Genomic DNA, 13,454 nt, shown 5'->3' with positions numbered 1-13,454 from the left:
CTCCTGCCCTACAAGTCTTCTGCCACGGGCTGGGGCCCGGGAACGATTCCTGCGATGTCCGGATCCACGCCCGGCTCGGCCGAGGAGCGGCCTCGATCGAGCTCTTCCCGGCGCTGCTTGCGCCGGGCGTCCTTCTCCTGCCGTTTGTTCTGCCGATTCTGCTCTTTTTGGCGCTTCTGGAATGTGGTGCTCGAGGCCATAGGTTTGGCCCTTCCCGGCCGCTCCATGTGTTCGGGAGGGAGCGGCCTAACCGCAGCGAGGCGGTATCACCCGCACGATAACGCATGTTTTCGTTCCTTGCAGAAGCGGACGCGGGCTTGAATGTTCTATCGAGCTCGGGGGGGCTGGCATGCTATGGAAACCCACATGCTCGTGGACACCCTGAAGGCGCGTGCGCTCGAAGCCATGAAGGCAAAGGATGCCGTGGCCTCCAACATTCTTCGTCTGGCGCTCGGTGAAATTCAAACGGCCGGCGCGCGAAGCAGCCGTGAGCCGACCGAGGATGAAGCGGTCGCCGTGGTACGAAAGCTCATCAAGTCCAACGAGGAGACCCTGTCGCTCGCGCAAGAAGGCGAGCAGCGCAGCGTTCTCGAGAAGGAAATCGCGCTCCTCCGCTCGTTCTTGCCGGCATCCTTGAGCGTGGAGGCCATCGTCCTCGCGCTCGGTCCCGTCGTGGAGGCCATCCGCGGCGCGAAAAGCGAGGGCCAGGCCACGGGCGTCGCCATGAAGCACCTGAAGTCCACGGGCGCCAATGTTCAAGGGCCCGACGTGGCCAAGGCGATCCAACAGCTTCGCGCGTGATTCGCCTCCTCGCGGGGCCGCGCGCTTCGTCGAGGTTGATCCGCGCGGTTCGGGCATCGAGAATGGGCCCCGATGTTCGATTTCGATCTGCTCGTCATCGGTAGCGGTCCAAGTGGTCAGCGCGCGGCCGTTCAGGCCGCGAAGCTCGGGAAGAGGGTGGCGCTCTGCGAGAACAACGCCCGCTTGGGCGGTGTGTGCATGAACACCGGCACCATTCCCTCGAAGACGTTTCGCGAGGCGGTGCTGCACCTGACCGGCCTTCGGCAGCGCCAGTTTTATGGGCAGTCGTACCATGTGAAGGAGAACGTCACCATCGCCGACCTGATTCAGCACTGCGACCACGTGCTGAAGACCCAAGGCGAGGTGGTTCGCGACCAACTTCGCCGCAACGGTATCACCGTGCTGCGCGGTCTCGGCCGCTTTACGGGGCCGAACGAGGTGCAGGTGCAGGGCGAGGGCGGCGATTCCCTCGTGAGCGCCTCCTTCATCGTCCTGGCGACCGGCACCACCGCCGCCCATCCGCCCGACGTCGAGGTCGACGGGCAAATCGTGATCACCAGCGACAACATGTTCGGCCTCCACGCGCTGCCCCGCACCATGACGGTGGTGGGCGCCGGGGTCATCGGCGTGGAGTATGCGTCGATGTTCGCGGCGCTGGGGGTGAAGGTGACCTTGGTCGACAAACGCCACCGCCTGCTCGACTTCGTGGATTCGGAGATTGCCGAATCGCTCTCCTATCAATTGCGGGATATGGGGGCCACCTTGCGGCTGGGAGAAGAGGTCGCCAAGGTGCAGGTCGAGGCGTCGCGCGCGGTGGCGACCCTCAAGTCGGGGAAGAAGATCGCGAGCGACGTGCTCCTCTACTCCGTGGGGAGGGTGGGGACGAGCGACTCGCTCCAGCTCGACAAAGCCGGGCTCGAAGCCGATGGCCGCGGCCGCATCGCGGTCGATAGCCACTTTCGAACCAAGGTGCCGCACATCTACGCGGTGGGCGATCTCATCGGATTTCCCGCGCTCGCGTCCACGTCGTCCGAGCAAGGGCGCTTGGCCGCGTGCCATGCGTTTGGCCTCACCGCGGCCGCCATGCCGGAGCTCTTGCCGTACGGTATCTATTCGGTGCCCGAGATCAGCATGGTCGGGCGCCACGAAGAGGAGCTCACCGCGGCCGGGGTCCCCTACGAAACGGGGATCGCGCGCTACCGCGAGATCGTGCGCGGGGTGATGATGGGCGACGACTCCGGTTTGCTCAAGCTGCTCTTCCACCGCGAGACGCGGCAGCTCTTGGGCGTGCACATCATCGGCACCGGCGCCACGGAGCTGGTGCACATCGGGCAGGCGGTCATCGCGTTCGGCGGTACCATCGACTACTTCATCGGCAACGTCTTCAACTACCCGACCTTCGCCGAGTGCTACAAAGTCGCGGCGCTGGACGGCTACAACAAAGTCGGGCGCAGCGAGGGCGCGGCGGCGCTCGAGCAGGGGCCGGTCGCATGATCGTCATCGTCGCGGGTGTATCCGGGAGCGGGAAGACCACGGTGGGGCAGCTCTTGGCCCGGCACCTGGGGGTGGCGTACGCCGAGGCGGACGATTTTCACCCGCCGGAGAACATCGCCAAAATGGCGGCCGGCACGCCGTTGACCGATGCCGATCGCGCTCCGTGGCTGGCGGCCATTGGTGCGTTTGCCGATGCGCGCATGGCGCGCGGGGAGTCGGCGGTGGTGACGTGTTCGGCGTTGAAGCGGAGCTACCGCGATGGCCTGCGGCGGGGTCGTCCGGAGTTACGCATCGTGTACCTGGAGGGGAGCCGCGAGGTCATCGCGCGCCGGCTCACTGCGCGAAAAGGACATTTCTTTCCGGAGCGGCTGCTCGATAGCCAGTTCCGCGATCTGGAACCGCCGGAGCCCGACGAAGGTGTGCTCACCGTGCCTATTTCGGGGACGGCGGAGGAGATTGTACGGGAGATTGTGGCGGGGCTTTCGGTGGGCGGGGTCGGTTCCGGCCCGCCGACGTAACCTCCCTCTGCGCTTGCGGCTGCTCTCTCAGGGCGGCTCTCCTTCCCAGATTTCCCCAGCGTCGCTCGGCCGTCGGAGGGCAGGAAACCGCAAGGGCGCAAGGGCCGCGAAAGAGAGAAGAACTAAATTCCTCTAAAACCCTAGCGCTCCTTGCGTCCTTGCGGTTGTTCTCTCAGGGGCGGCCCCCTTTCCCAGACCTCCCGGGACGGGTCTTGGTGCATAAGCGGAGCTTATGTGTAGGTCCCGATTTCTTCGTTGTTCGCTGTGCAATTGCGCTGCATTCTCCGCCTCGAGGCCAAGGGCTGCTTACACGAAGCAGGCTTGCCGGCAGGGCGCCGCGCGAGGGGTTTTCCCTTGGTCCTTGGGAAGGTCTCGTCATGAGCGGCTCGTCCATTTTTCTTTTTGCGGCCACCCTTGGAGTTGCGGCGGCCTCGCCCGGACCCTCGTCGATGGCCCTCGTCGCGCGCGTGCTGGGGCGCGGCTCCCGCGGCACGCCGATGCTTTGCCTGGGGCTGATGTTCGGTGACGTTTGTTGGCTGACCTTCGCGGCGCTGGGGGCGGCGGCCCTGGCGGAGCGGTTCCAGCCGCTGTTCCTCGGCATCAAATACGCCGGCGTCGTTTACTTGCTTTACCTGGCGTACAAGCTTTGGGCGACGCGCCGCGAGGGCGGCGAGCCCGCCGGCAAGACCGTGCCGGGCGAGGGCGTGCGCCTGCTCTTCACGGGCATTTCCATGTCGCTCAGCAACCCGAAGACCATGCTCTTCTACCTGGCGCTGCTGCCGAGCATCGTCGATCTCTCCAAGCTGACATTCCTCGATCTGGCGACCCTTGCCTCCGTCACCATGATGGTCGTGGCTGCGGTGACCGGCACCTATGTGGTCTTGGCCGGCCACGCGCGGCGCTTCTTTCGCTCGGCCTCCGCCCTGCGCGCCGTCGACCGCGTGAGCGCCGTGGTGATGGCCGCCGCCGCGTGCGTGATTGCCCTTCGCTGACCTTCGCGCTTTTACGTGCCCACGTCTTTTTCGCATCCCGCGTCTTTTCGCACCCCGCGACTTTTTTGTACCCCGCGACTTAGGAGCCTTTACGACGATGCACCGCCGTGAATTCTTGATCCTCGGCCTCGCCAGCAGCACGAGCGCCCTCGGCTTGGGCTGCGGTCCGACGCCCGCCCCCGAGACCCCAAAGCCCATGCAAGCCGCCGCGGGCAGCTCCGATGGACCGCGCCTCCGCGCGCTCCTCGAGCGCATCTTTCGCGAGCAGCTGCGCGCCTCGCCCGAGAGCGTAACCGCGCTCGGCTTCGATCGAGGCGATGGCGCGCGGGCAAAGAGCCAGCTCGATGAGCGATCCATCGCCTCCGACGAGCGCCGCGTGCAAAGGCAAAAGGGCTTCCTCGCGGACCTTCGCGCCATCGATCGAGCGCGGCTCTCCAAGGCCGATGCCCTCCACTACGACACCGTCGTTTACGCGTTCGACACGTTGGTGCGCGCCACCGAGCAATTCGACTATGGCGATAAATCGGACTCCGCTCCCTATGTGATCAGCCAGCTCCATGGCGCCTACCAATTCATCCCCGACTTTCTGGATAGCCAGCACCGAATCGAGCAGAAGGCCGACGCCGAAGCGTACATCGCCCGCCTCGATGCGTTCTCCAAGGTGCTCGACCAAGAAACGGAGCGCGCCACGCGCGAGGGCGACCGCGGCATCCTCCCGCCCGATTTCATCGTCGCCAAGGCCCTGATCCAGCTCGAAAAGCTTCGCGCCGCGCCCGCCGCCGAGACATCGCTGGTCGGCTCCGTGGCCCGCCGCGCGCGCGAAAAGCAGATCGCCGGCGAGTGGGAGGCCCGCGCGACCCGCCTGGTGGAGGGACCGGTGCGCGCGGCCCTCGATCGGCAGATCGCGCTTCTCCAGCGCTGGCGCACCAAGGCCGTGCACGACGCGGGGGTATGGCGCTTGCCGCGCGGGGACGCGTATTACGCGTTTGGTGCCAAGCTTCATACGACCACCGCCCTGCGCGCCGACGAAATTCACGCGCTGGGCCTCGAGCGCGTGGCGGAGATCGCGGGGCGCGTCGATGCGCTCATGCGCGGCCAAGGGATGAGCACCGGCACGGTGGGCGAGCGATTCGCGGCGCTCGCGAAGGATGCGCGGTTCGTTCACCCGAACACGGACGCCGGAAAAGCCGAGCTCTTACAGGATTTGCGCGGCAAGGTGCGCGCGCTGGAGGCGAAGCTGCCCGACTACTTCGGGGCGCTCCCCAAGGCACGGCTCGAGGTCAAGCGGGTGCCGCCGGACATCGAGGCGGGCCAGCCGCGCGGCCGCTACGACGTGGGGGCCATCGATGGCTCGCGCCCTGGCGTCTATTCCATCAACCTGCGCGACACCAGCGAGTGGGCCAAGTGGTATTTGCCGACCTTCGCGTACCACGAAGGGATCCCGGGGCACCATTTGCAAATGACCTTGGCCCTCGAGGCGCCGGACACGCCCATGCTGCGCAAGACCCTGTCCTTCGACGCGTACAGCGAAGGCTGGGCGCTCTACGCCGAGCAGCTCGCCGACGAAATGGGCGTCTACGATCGCGATCCGCTGGGCCGGATCGGGATGCTGCAGTCGCTCTTGTTCCGGGCGGTGCGGCTGGTGGTCGACAGCGGTCTGCACGCCAAGCGCTGGGGCCGTGAGCAGGCCATTCGGTACATGCGCGAGACCTTGGGCGATCCGGAGGGCAAGGTCGCGACGGAGGTGGAGCGCTACACCGTGTGGCCGGGGCAAGCGTGCTCGTACGAAATTGGGCACACCCGCTGGCTGGCGCTGCGCCAATATGCCAAGGAGAAGCTCGGCGCGAAGTTCGATATCCGCCGCTTCCACGATGCAGCGCTCCTCCCGGGGGCGATGCCGCTCGAGGTGCTGGAGCGCGTGATCCACGACTGGGTGCGCGACCTCGCGAGCTCCTGAGCTTGCGGCGTCTGCGGCGCCTGCGGAGACCCATCTTTCCGGGCAGTAGGGGACGTCGATGTTCTTTTGCTCGCTGTTTCGACGACATGCGCGCCGGGGCGAGGCTCCCACGAGGGCCCCGATCGGGCGTGTTGTACGTGCGACCAGGAATCCATATCTTCGCTATGCTGCCGTCTCGAAAAACACTGCAGCGATGGACGCAAGCCATCGCTTTTGGTGAATTGGCACGATCCCGTATCGAAGCTGAAGGACGAAGCTTGGCCCTACATGGCCTATACGTGTAGTTTGCACACCAAATTTCGATCACTATCCTTCACGCCGCGATGGCAGCAACGAACGCGGTACCGAACGCAGCTCGCTCGCTCACCCGGGTGGTGCCCCTGGTAGCTCCCCTCGTAGCTTCTCTGGTCGCCATCGCCGCCTCGTTCGCGTGCGGGGGGCCTTCGAACGGGTCGCACGCCGCGGGCGCGCCCCCGGGCTCGGGCCACGATCCGGGCGACGCCACCACGGCCGGCGATGGCTTCGAGGCGCGCGGGGGCGCGGAGATCCCGGGCCTGGCGGTCGCCGCGCCGCGCGCGCTGCACTTCACCGACGTGGCGGATGCCACCGGGCTCGCCGCCGTGCGCAGGGAGGTCGCCAATTTTTGGGACATCCACGCCGAGGATTACGATGGCGATGGGTGGGCGGATATTTTTATTTCCGATCATCGAAACAACCATCGCCTCGCGCTCAATGACCGCCAAGGGGACTTCGTCAATTATCCGCTGCCTGCGTCGGACGCGCAGGTCTGGTCGATGATGGCGACCGACTTCAACAACGACGGGCGGCTCGATATCTCCACCAATTGGGATTCGGCGTCGATCAAGGTTTACCGCAACGACGGCAACCGAACGTTCACCCCCGTGGCGGCCGGGGGATCGTACGAGAGCCAGGCCAATGGAATGGCGTGGGGCGATTGGAACGCCGACGGCTATCCGGACTACATGGTGAGCGGGTTCTTCGGCAATCGCATCTACCTCGGTCGAAGCTCGGGGTATTCGAACGTCACCGCCCAGGTCTCCGCCATCCCCAGCGGCTACTCGCAGGCGTCCCTTTATTTCGCCGATCTCGACGACGACCGGTTCCCCGATATCGTGATTCAACCCACCAACGCCAAGGTGGGCGCGGGCATCTTCGCGCCGGGCGTCCAGCACACCACGCAAATTCTCTTCAACAAAGGCATCGCCGGCGCGGGGGCGGGGTTCGAGCCCGCGGTGACCGGCGGCCTCGAGGGGTGCCCCGGCCCGGCGCTCGCCCTGGGCGACTACGATCTCGACGGGGATCTCGACCTGTTTTGCGCAGGATCGGCAGGGTCGGGGGTGCCGGAGCCGCGCAAGACGTTTCGCGTGCGGCTCTTTCGAAATCAAGGCAACGGCAGCTTCACCGACGTGACGGCGGCCGCCGGTCTTCCCATGGGTGACAAGCCGGTGAACGAGTACCGCGTCCTCTATGCGCAATCGGCGTTTGCCGATTTCGACAATGACGGGAGGCTCGATGTGATGTGGATCGAGCCGGAGCCCGGCGGCATTCATCTCTTTCAGAACATGGGCGGAGGGGTCTTCAGGGACGCGACGGCCGCCGCGGGGCTCGACGCCTTTCGCAACGACGTGCCGCGATTTGCCATCGCGGACTTCAATCGCGATGGAGCGCTGGACATCGCGGCCATGGTGGGGACGCAGGTGCCCAAGGTGTCGCTCCTGCGGAACGATTTGCGGGGGGCGAACTGGATCGATCTCGCGCTCGAGGGCTCCAAGGTCAAGACCGCGGCCGGGAGCAAGGTCCACGTGTATCAGGCCGGGCACTTGGGCGATCCCGCTTACCGGATCGCGTACCGCGAGGTGCTACTCTCGTACAGCCACCGCGCGCCGCTCGAGCAGCACATCGCGGTGCAACCGGGCGCGCGCTACGACGCGCGCGTGCAGTTTTGGCCGGAGCAGACGACGGTCGACGTGACCAACCTCACCGGCGGACAGCGGCTGCGCATCGAGGCCTCGGGATCGAGCTCGTCGTTCTGACGTCGCTCATCGTCGTCGAGCGGGCGCCGGGAGGTCCGGTGTGCCGACGTCAGAGCGCTTGCGCCATACGGCGCACGGCGGTGGTGAGCTCGCGCTCGTGGAGCATGGCGTAGCCGAATCGAACGTGGGGCGCCGGTGATGCGTCGAGGGTGAACTCTCGCCCCGTTTGGAAGTGAACGCCTTTCGCGCGGGCGCGCTCGAGCCACTGGTCGGCGTCGACGTCCGGGGAAACGGTGCACCAGAGCGCCAAACCTCCGCGGGGCCGCTCGTAGCGAACGACGCTCGAAAGGTGCTTGTCGACCGCCTCGCAGAGCGCGTCGCGGCGGGCACGGTACGCGCGGCGCATGCGGCGCACGTGCCTTTGCACCTCGCCCTCCTCGAGCAGCTCCGCCACCGCCGACTCGAGGACCATATCGCCTTGGCGGTCGATGATCTCGCGCTCCTCGGCCAAGCGCGCGACCAAGGGCTCGGGGGCGACCACGAAACCGAGCCGGAGGCCGGGGGCCAAAATTTTCGACAGGGTCCCCAAGTAGATGACGTGCCCGTGCGCGTCGGCGCTGGCCAGCGGCAGCACCGGGCGGCCGTCGTAGTGGAACTCCTGATCGTAGTCGTCTTCGACGATGGCCATGCCGTGTTTCCGCGCCAGCTCGAGGAGCGCGAGGCGGCGCGTGGGGGAGAGCACGGTGGTGGTCGGAAATTGATGGTGCGGCGTGACGTAGACGAAGCGAACGCGCGACTGCGCCGCGTGGCGCGCGAGCTCGTCGACGTCGAGCCCGTGCTCATCGACCCGAATGGGCAAGACCCGGGCGCCGGCGCGGCTGAAAAGGGCGAACGCGAACTGGTAGCCGGGCGACTCGACGGCCACCACGTCCCCCGGGCGCACGAGCACGCGGGTCACCAGATCCAGCGCCATTTGGCTGCCGCGCGTGACCATCACGTTCTCTCGCTCGGCGGTGATCCCGCGCGCGGTCGAGACCATGGTGGCCAGCGCGTCGCGCAGTCGATCGTGGCCGCGGCCGTGCTCGCAGTAGCCGAGGAGCTTTCCACCGCGATCGCGCGCGGCGCGGCGATAGGCGCGCGCGAGCAGCTCCACGGGCACCAGCCGCAGATCCGGGGTGCCGCCCCACATGGCCAGGGCGCCCGGCGGCGGATTGGGAACGCGTCGCAAGGGAAAGGACGTGGGCTCGAGCGCGAAGCCGGTGCGCGCGGCCACCCCGCCCTGCTGCAACGCCTCTTTCTTCGAGAAGCGGCGCGGGCGCATGTCGGGAGAATCGGTGGCCACGAAGGTGGACGAGCCGCGCCGGGTGGCCACCCAGCCCTGCGCATCGAGCTCCGCATAGGCCGCCGTCACCGTGGTGCGGTGGACGCCCAAGGTCTCGGCCAGGGTGCGCGTCCCCGGGAGCGAATCCCCCTTTTTCAGCCGGCCCCGCGCGATGTCGTTGGCGATGGCCAGCGCGATCTGCGCGAAGATTGGCGTGTGGCTGGTGGCGTCGAGGGCGATGGGGAAGGTCCAAGAGCGCATGGTGTACTGGTAGGTCTGAATTGTTGGAACTGGACGTGTACGGGATACCACTTTTCGAGCACCCTCGAGGGATGGCAAAAGCTTCTTCGTTCGCCGCCACCTCGAACACCACCTTGCATCGCATCCCGGCCCGCGGCTCGTACGATCGGGCCCTTGCGTATGCCATCCTCGACGAAGGGCTGCACTGCTCGGTGGGGATCGTGAGCGATGGCCGGCCGTTCGTGATGCCCATGGCCTATGCGCGCGTGGAGGACGAGCTCATTCTGCACGGCGCCTCCGCCAGCCGCCTGCTGAAGACCGCGGGTTCGAGCTTGGCCGTGTGCGTGACCGTCACCTTGCTCGACGGCCTGGTGTTCGCGCGCTCGGCCTTTCATCACTCGATGAATTATCGCTCGGTGGTGGTGCTGGGGCAGGCCGTGGAGATCACGGATCCGCTCGCCAAGGCCCGCGCGCTCGACGCCCTGGTCGAGCACGTGCTGCCCGGTCGCTCGCGCGACGTGCGTCCGGGCAACGACAAAGAGCTCGCCGCGACCCGCGTGCTGGCGCTCCCCATCGAGGAAGCCTCGGTCAAAGTGCGCGCGGGCGGGCCCATCGACGACGAGGAGGACATGGATTTGGCCTGCTGGGCTGGCGATGTGCCGTTGGCTCTCCAGGCGCGCGCGCCCATCGACGATGCGCAGTTTCCGCCGAAGGTGCCGCGGCCTGCCGTGCTCGACGCCTATTCGCGCAAGCGCCGTTGAACACGGCGCCGCTTGTCCACGCACACTGTACGCATAAAAGACCGTTCTCATCAAAATTTGCTGCTCAGTTTACCTTCGTCACTACAATGAACGGGGTGAGCCGCAAGATGTCCAAACAAGACTCGATGCAGAACATCCGTCCGCTCGTTCCTTCGTTCGTCCTTGCGGCGACGCTGTCGTGCGCGACCATGAGCGTGGGGTGCGCGCCCTCGGCGCCGCCCGCAGCGCCCGCGCCTGCTGCACCGGCCGGTCCCACGGAGGCGGAGCTCGAGACGGCGCGCGCGCTGTTCATCGACGCGATGAAGGACGAGGAGGCGCAGGACTGGGCGGCCGCGCGCGACAAGTTGAAGCAGGCGGGGGCCGTCAAAATGACCGCGAGCATCCGCTACCACACGGGTCTGTGCGAAGAGCAGCTCAAGTTCCCCTGCGAAGCGCTCAACGACTACATCGCGGCGGTGGGCCTGGCGCGTGACAACGAGGACAGCGAGGTGTTGCTCGCCTCCATCGAGGGCCTTTCACGGCTGGGCGGCCGTTTGCAAGTGCTGAAGACGTTCTCCCCCAGCGCGGCGGGGCACATCGGCATTCAATGCAGCCCCCACGGCGATGGGATCCTCGAGAGCTTCCGCGCGGAGGCGGAGGCGCGCCAGCTCGAAGGCGTTCGGCAGCACGCCCTCGGCAATGTGGCCGGCGCATGGATGGCGTTCAAACAAGCGTATACGATTTATCCGAGCCCCAAGATCCTCTGGAATTTGGCGATGGCCGAGCTGGACTCGGGAAAGAACTTGGACGCCGCGCGTCACCTCCACGCGTACGTGGCAAGCAAAGATCCCACCGTCACCGACGACAAGAAGAAGATGGCCTCGAAGCGCCTGGCCGAGGCGCGCAAGAAGCTCGGTGGTATCTTGGTCGAGGCTCAAGGGGCGCGCATCTTGGTCGATCAAGAGCCGCTCCCGGAGGGCTATGAAGAGGGGGATCTCATCGAGCTCGATCCGGGCCATCACGTGGTGGTGGCCGAAACCGGCGAAAAGCGCCGGGAGCGCTCGATCAAGGTCAAACTCGGCAAGGTGGCGCGCGTGTTGTTCGATTGAAGCGGCTCCTCGATCGTCGAATTCGCATTTCGATTGAAATGATGTTTTGAATTCGACTAATCGGGTCGAGTCGTACATTCATTCGATCGAGGTACACATGCGTGTTCTGATCGTTGGAGCTGGTTCCGCCGGGCTGACGTGTGCGTGGCGCCTCGCGCGGGAGCCGAGCACGGAGGTCGTCCTGATCGACGCCGGCGTCGATCCCGGCCCGGACGTGCCGAGCTTTTTGCTGCGCGATATGGTGCTTCCGCCCCCATTCTATTGGGATTACGCCGAGTTCGATCGGGGGTATTTCCTACCCCGGGGCAAGCTCTTCGGCGGCACGTCGGCCGTGAACGCCACCGCCGCGGTCCGTGGACATCCATGGTGTTACGACGCGTGGGGCTCGCCGTCGTGGCGTTGGGAACGATGCCTCCCCTCGTTTCGCGCCATCGAGGCCGATATGCAATTTGGCGCCGAGCCTTACCACGGCCATGCGGGTCCCGTGCCCATAACGCGGTGCGAGCTCGGTGGGTTCGATCACGCCCTCGGCGATGCGTACGTGCGCCGAGGCCTGGCGCGGATCGCCGATCACAACGCGCCGGGGCATCTGGGCTTCGGGCCATTTCCAACCAACCGAATCGGCGACGATCGCGCGAGCACCTTGCGCACGCTCCTCCCGGAGCTGCGAGGCCGGCCCAATGTGACCTTGCGGCCGCAGACGGAGGCCGTTCGGGTGGTCATGGCGCACGGGGAGGCGCGCGGGGTGCTGGTCCGGACCGCGCAAGGCGACGAGCAGCTCCTCGAGGCCGACCGCGTCGTGCTCTCCGGGGGCACCTTCGGGAGCCCGGAGATGCTCTTTGCGTCCGGCATCGGGCCTGCCGATGGGCTGAGGACGGCGGGCCTGCCGGTGCACGTGGACGCGCCCGAGGTCGGCGCGAACCTCGTCGACCATCCGTACGTGCAAATGGGCATCGAGGTCTCGGACCCGGCGAAGCCCGCGGCCCCACCGGGCAAGGGCGCGCTGCTCACCTTCGAGCTCGACGGACCCGGGCACCTGCAGGCGCACGCGTTCGCCTATCGAACCCGCGCGGTCGATCCCAGCGCGGACCCGTGCAGCGCGGCCGTCACCTGCGCCCTGCTCACGCCCGAGAGCCGCGGCCGGTTGGAGCTGGGAACGGGGCGAGCACGGGTGCGCTTGAATCACCTGTCCTCGGACGTGGACGCGCGGCGCATGGCGGAGATCGTGGCGCGCGTGGCGGACGTGGTGGCCGATCTCGCCTCCGAGGGCGCGCTGCGGCTGCCCGCGGATCCTTGGTGGCACGCGGACGATCTTCCCGCCGCGTGCCGGCGGGAGGTGGTGACGTACCATCACCCGGTGGGCACCTGCCGTATGGGGAGCGACACCGCGAGCGTCGTCGACGAGGCGCTGCGGGTGCGCGGCGTGGAGCGGCTGATGGTGGCCGACGCCTCGGTGATGCCCTCCCTTCCGCGCGGCCAGACCAACCTGGGGGCCATGATGATCGGCCACCGCGCGGCCGAGTTTCTCCTCGAGGCGCCGCCGCCCTGAGGGACGCGCCCAGGTCGCGCGCGCTTCAGCGGAGGGTGCGGGCGAGCTGCGGGTAGTTCCGGACGACGCCGTGCTCGTCGAACTCGATGTCGGAGCGGAAGTCGCTCTGCTCGTAGCGCACGATCCGCGACGTGCCCTGGCGCGCGACGAACGTGTAGCGTTGCCGCGCCGGGATGACCGCCAGATCGGGCACGGACACCCACGCCATGACGAAATCGACGGCACCTTCGGTCTCGTGCAAGCGGTGGCGGAGGACGGGCATCGAGTTGGTGACGGGCGACAAGCCGAGATCGCAGTCGAGCGCTCCGTCGAGGCCCGCGAGATCGCCGCCTGGCGCGCCGAGGGTGGGGTAGCCCTCGCTCTCGGTCGTGCACGACCATCGTCCCGAGGGGGCGCGTACGAGCTCGAGCGCGCGCCGAAAGCCATGCCCCATCGCGCGCACCGACAGCTTAGCGGTGACATACGCGTCGCCGGTCGTGAGGTGGTACTCGAGCCGGTAGGGCTCGGGATCGGTGCCGATGGCGAACCCGGTCGCGGTCAGGGTTCCATGGCCGAGCTCGATCTCGCCGAGCTCCGTGCCGAGGCCTTCTTCCTTGGTCCAAACGCGTGCAATATGCATCGACTCCGATCCTCCTGCTCTCGTTTACTCGCGGCAGGCGAAGAGGTTTCGCGTACGTCGCGGCAGACGCAGAGCTTTCGCGCAAGGCCCCGCGCGCCGCGCTCGGGTCCACCCGACGAC

12 protein-coding genes are annotated in these 13,454 nt (G+C 67.0%); 9 read left to right on the top strand and 3 right to left on the bottom strand.

Going from position 1 to position 13,454, the window contains the following annotated elements; translation table 11 throughout:
- Positions 1 to 8 precede the first annotated feature (8 nt).
- Positions 9 to 200, bottom strand: coding sequence for a hypothetical protein (locus LZC94_39925; protein WXB13986.1), 192 nt, complete (start codon positions 198 to 200; stop codon positions 9 to 11).
- Positions 201 to 366: 166 nt separating this feature from the next.
- Here LZC94_39925 and LZC94_39920 point away from each other — a divergent pair, with 166 nt between their 5' ends.
- The 6 genes from LZC94_39920 to LZC94_39895 all read left to right on the top strand — a co-directional run bounded on the left by LZC94_39920 (position 367) and on the right by LZC94_39895 (position 7,816).
- Entirely contained in the window at positions 367 to 801 is a 435-nt protein-coding gene (locus LZC94_39920; protein WXB13985.1) for a GatB/YqeY domain-containing protein, read from the top strand.
- Positions 802 to 873: 72 nt separating this feature from the next.
- Positions 874 to 2,295, top strand: a complete 1,422-nt coding sequence (gene sthA, locus LZC94_39915; protein ID WXB13984.1) for a Si-specific NAD(P)(+) transhydrogenase — start codon at positions 874 to 876, stop codon at positions 2,293 to 2,295.
- Positions 2,292 to 2,813: a gluconokinase gene (locus tag LZC94_39910; protein ID WXB13983.1), complete on the top strand. Its 522-nt coding sequence runs from the start codon at positions 2,292 to 2,294 to the stop codon at positions 2,811 to 2,813. The genes sthA and LZC94_39910 overlap by 4 nt, the downstream gene beginning before the upstream one ends.
- Positions 2,814 to 3,190: 377 nt before the next feature.
- Positions 3,191 to 3,805 (top strand): LysE family translocator, encoded by a 615-nt coding sequence (locus LZC94_39905; GenBank protein WXB13982.1) that lies wholly within the window; start codon positions 3,191 to 3,193, stop codon positions 3,803 to 3,805.
- 97 nt (positions 3,806 to 3,902) lie between these two features.
- The gene (locus tag LZC94_39900; GenBank protein ID WXB13981.1) at positions 3,903 to 5,762 is read left to right on the top strand and encodes a DUF885 family protein; all 1,860 of its coding nucleotides are present in this window, start codon (positions 3,903 to 3,905) and stop codon (positions 5,760 to 5,762) included.
- A 323-nt stretch (positions 5,763 to 6,085) separates the two neighbouring features.
- On the top strand, positions 6,086 to 7,816 hold the full coding sequence (locus LZC94_39895) for a VCBS repeat-containing protein (protein WXB13980.1): 1,731 nt from the start codon (positions 6,086 to 6,088) through the stop codon (positions 7,814 to 7,816).
- Between the two features lie 49 nt (positions 7,817 to 7,865).
- On the opposite strand, the gene LZC94_39890 is transcribed toward LZC94_39895, so the two are convergent.
- On the bottom strand, positions 7,866 to 9,338 hold the full coding sequence (locus LZC94_39890) for a PLP-dependent aminotransferase family protein (protein WXB13979.1): 1,473 nt from the start codon (positions 9,336 to 9,338) through the stop codon (positions 7,866 to 7,868).
- Positions 9,339 to 9,409: 71 nt separating this feature from the next.
- Between LZC94_39890 and LZC94_39885 the strand changes: the two genes are divergently transcribed.
- The 3 genes from LZC94_39885 to LZC94_39875 all read left to right on the top strand — a co-directional run bounded on the left by LZC94_39885 (position 9,410) and on the right by LZC94_39875 (position 12,715).
- Positions 9,410 to 10,078, top strand: coding sequence for a pyridoxamine 5'-phosphate oxidase family protein (locus tag LZC94_39885; protein ID WXB13978.1), 669 nt, complete (start codon positions 9,410 to 9,412; stop codon positions 10,076 to 10,078).
- A gap of 95 nt (positions 10,079 to 10,173) precedes the next feature.
- Positions 10,174 to 11,166: a hypothetical protein gene (locus LZC94_39880; GenBank protein ID WXB13977.1), complete on the top strand. Its 993-nt coding sequence runs from the start codon at positions 10,174 to 10,176 to the stop codon at positions 11,164 to 11,166.
- Positions 11,167 to 11,263: 97 nt separating this feature from the next.
- Positions 11,264 to 12,715, top strand: coding sequence for a GMC family oxidoreductase (locus LZC94_39875; GenBank protein ID WXB13976.1), 1,452 nt, complete (start codon positions 11,264 to 11,266; stop codon positions 12,713 to 12,715).
- 25 nt (positions 12,716 to 12,740) lie between these two features.
- Here LZC94_39875 and LZC94_39870 read toward each other — a convergent pair whose 3' ends face one another.
- Positions 12,741 to 13,334: a putative glycolipid-binding domain-containing protein gene (locus tag LZC94_39870; protein ID WXB13975.1), complete on the bottom strand. Its 594-nt coding sequence runs from the start codon at positions 13,332 to 13,334 to the stop codon at positions 12,741 to 12,743.
- Between the last annotated feature and the right edge of the window lie 120 nt (positions 13,335 to 13,454).

This window comes from Sorangiineae bacterium MSr11954 (genome assembly GCA_037157815.1).
Classification (GTDB): domain Bacteria; phylum Myxococcota_A; class Polyangia; order Polyangiales; family Polyangiaceae; genus Pendulispora; species Pendulispora albinea.
Note: the sequence above shows the minus strand (reverse complement) of the source record. Positions and strands in the feature narration are given on the sequence as shown.

What these genes read in the sequence shown, in the direction of transcription:
- LZC94_39925 (WXB13986.1), bottom strand. Translation starts at nt 200, where the DNA reads ATGGCCTCGAGCACCACATTCCAGAAGCGCCAAAAAGAGCAGAATCGG.
- LZC94_39920 (WXB13985.1), top strand. Translation starts at nt 367, where the DNA reads ATGCTCGTGGACACCCTGAAGGCGCGTGCGCTCGAAGCCATGAAGGCA.
- sthA (WXB13984.1), top strand. Translation starts at nt 874, where the DNA reads ATGTTCGATTTCGATCTGCTCGTCATCGGTAGCGGTCCAAGTGGTCAG.
- LZC94_39910 (WXB13983.1), top strand. Translation starts at nt 2,292, where the DNA reads ATGATCGTCATCGTCGCGGGTGTATCCGGGAGCGGGAAGACCACGGTG.
- LZC94_39905 (WXB13982.1), top strand. Translation starts at nt 3,191, where the DNA reads ATGAGCGGCTCGTCCATTTTTCTTTTTGCGGCCACCCTTGGAGTTGCG.
- LZC94_39900 (WXB13981.1), top strand. Translation starts at nt 3,903, where the DNA reads ATGCACCGCCGTGAATTCTTGATCCTCGGCCTCGCCAGCAGCACGAGC.
- LZC94_39895 (WXB13980.1), top strand. Translation starts at nt 6,086, where the DNA reads ATGGCAGCAACGAACGCGGTACCGAACGCAGCTCGCTCGCTCACCCGG.
- LZC94_39890 (WXB13979.1), bottom strand. Translation starts at nt 9,338, where the DNA reads ATGCGCTCTTGGACCTTCCCCATCGCCCTCGACGCCACCAGCCACACG.
- LZC94_39885 (WXB13978.1), top strand. Translation starts at nt 9,410, where the DNA reads ATGGCAAAAGCTTCTTCGTTCGCCGCCACCTCGAACACCACCTTGCAT.
- LZC94_39875 (WXB13976.1), top strand. Translation starts at nt 11,264, where the DNA reads ATGCGTGTTCTGATCGTTGGAGCTGGTTCCGCCGGGCTGACGTGTGCG.
- LZC94_39870 (WXB13975.1), bottom strand. Translation starts at nt 13,334, where the DNA reads ATGCATATTGCACGCGTTTGGACCAAGGAAGAAGGCCTCGGCACGGAG.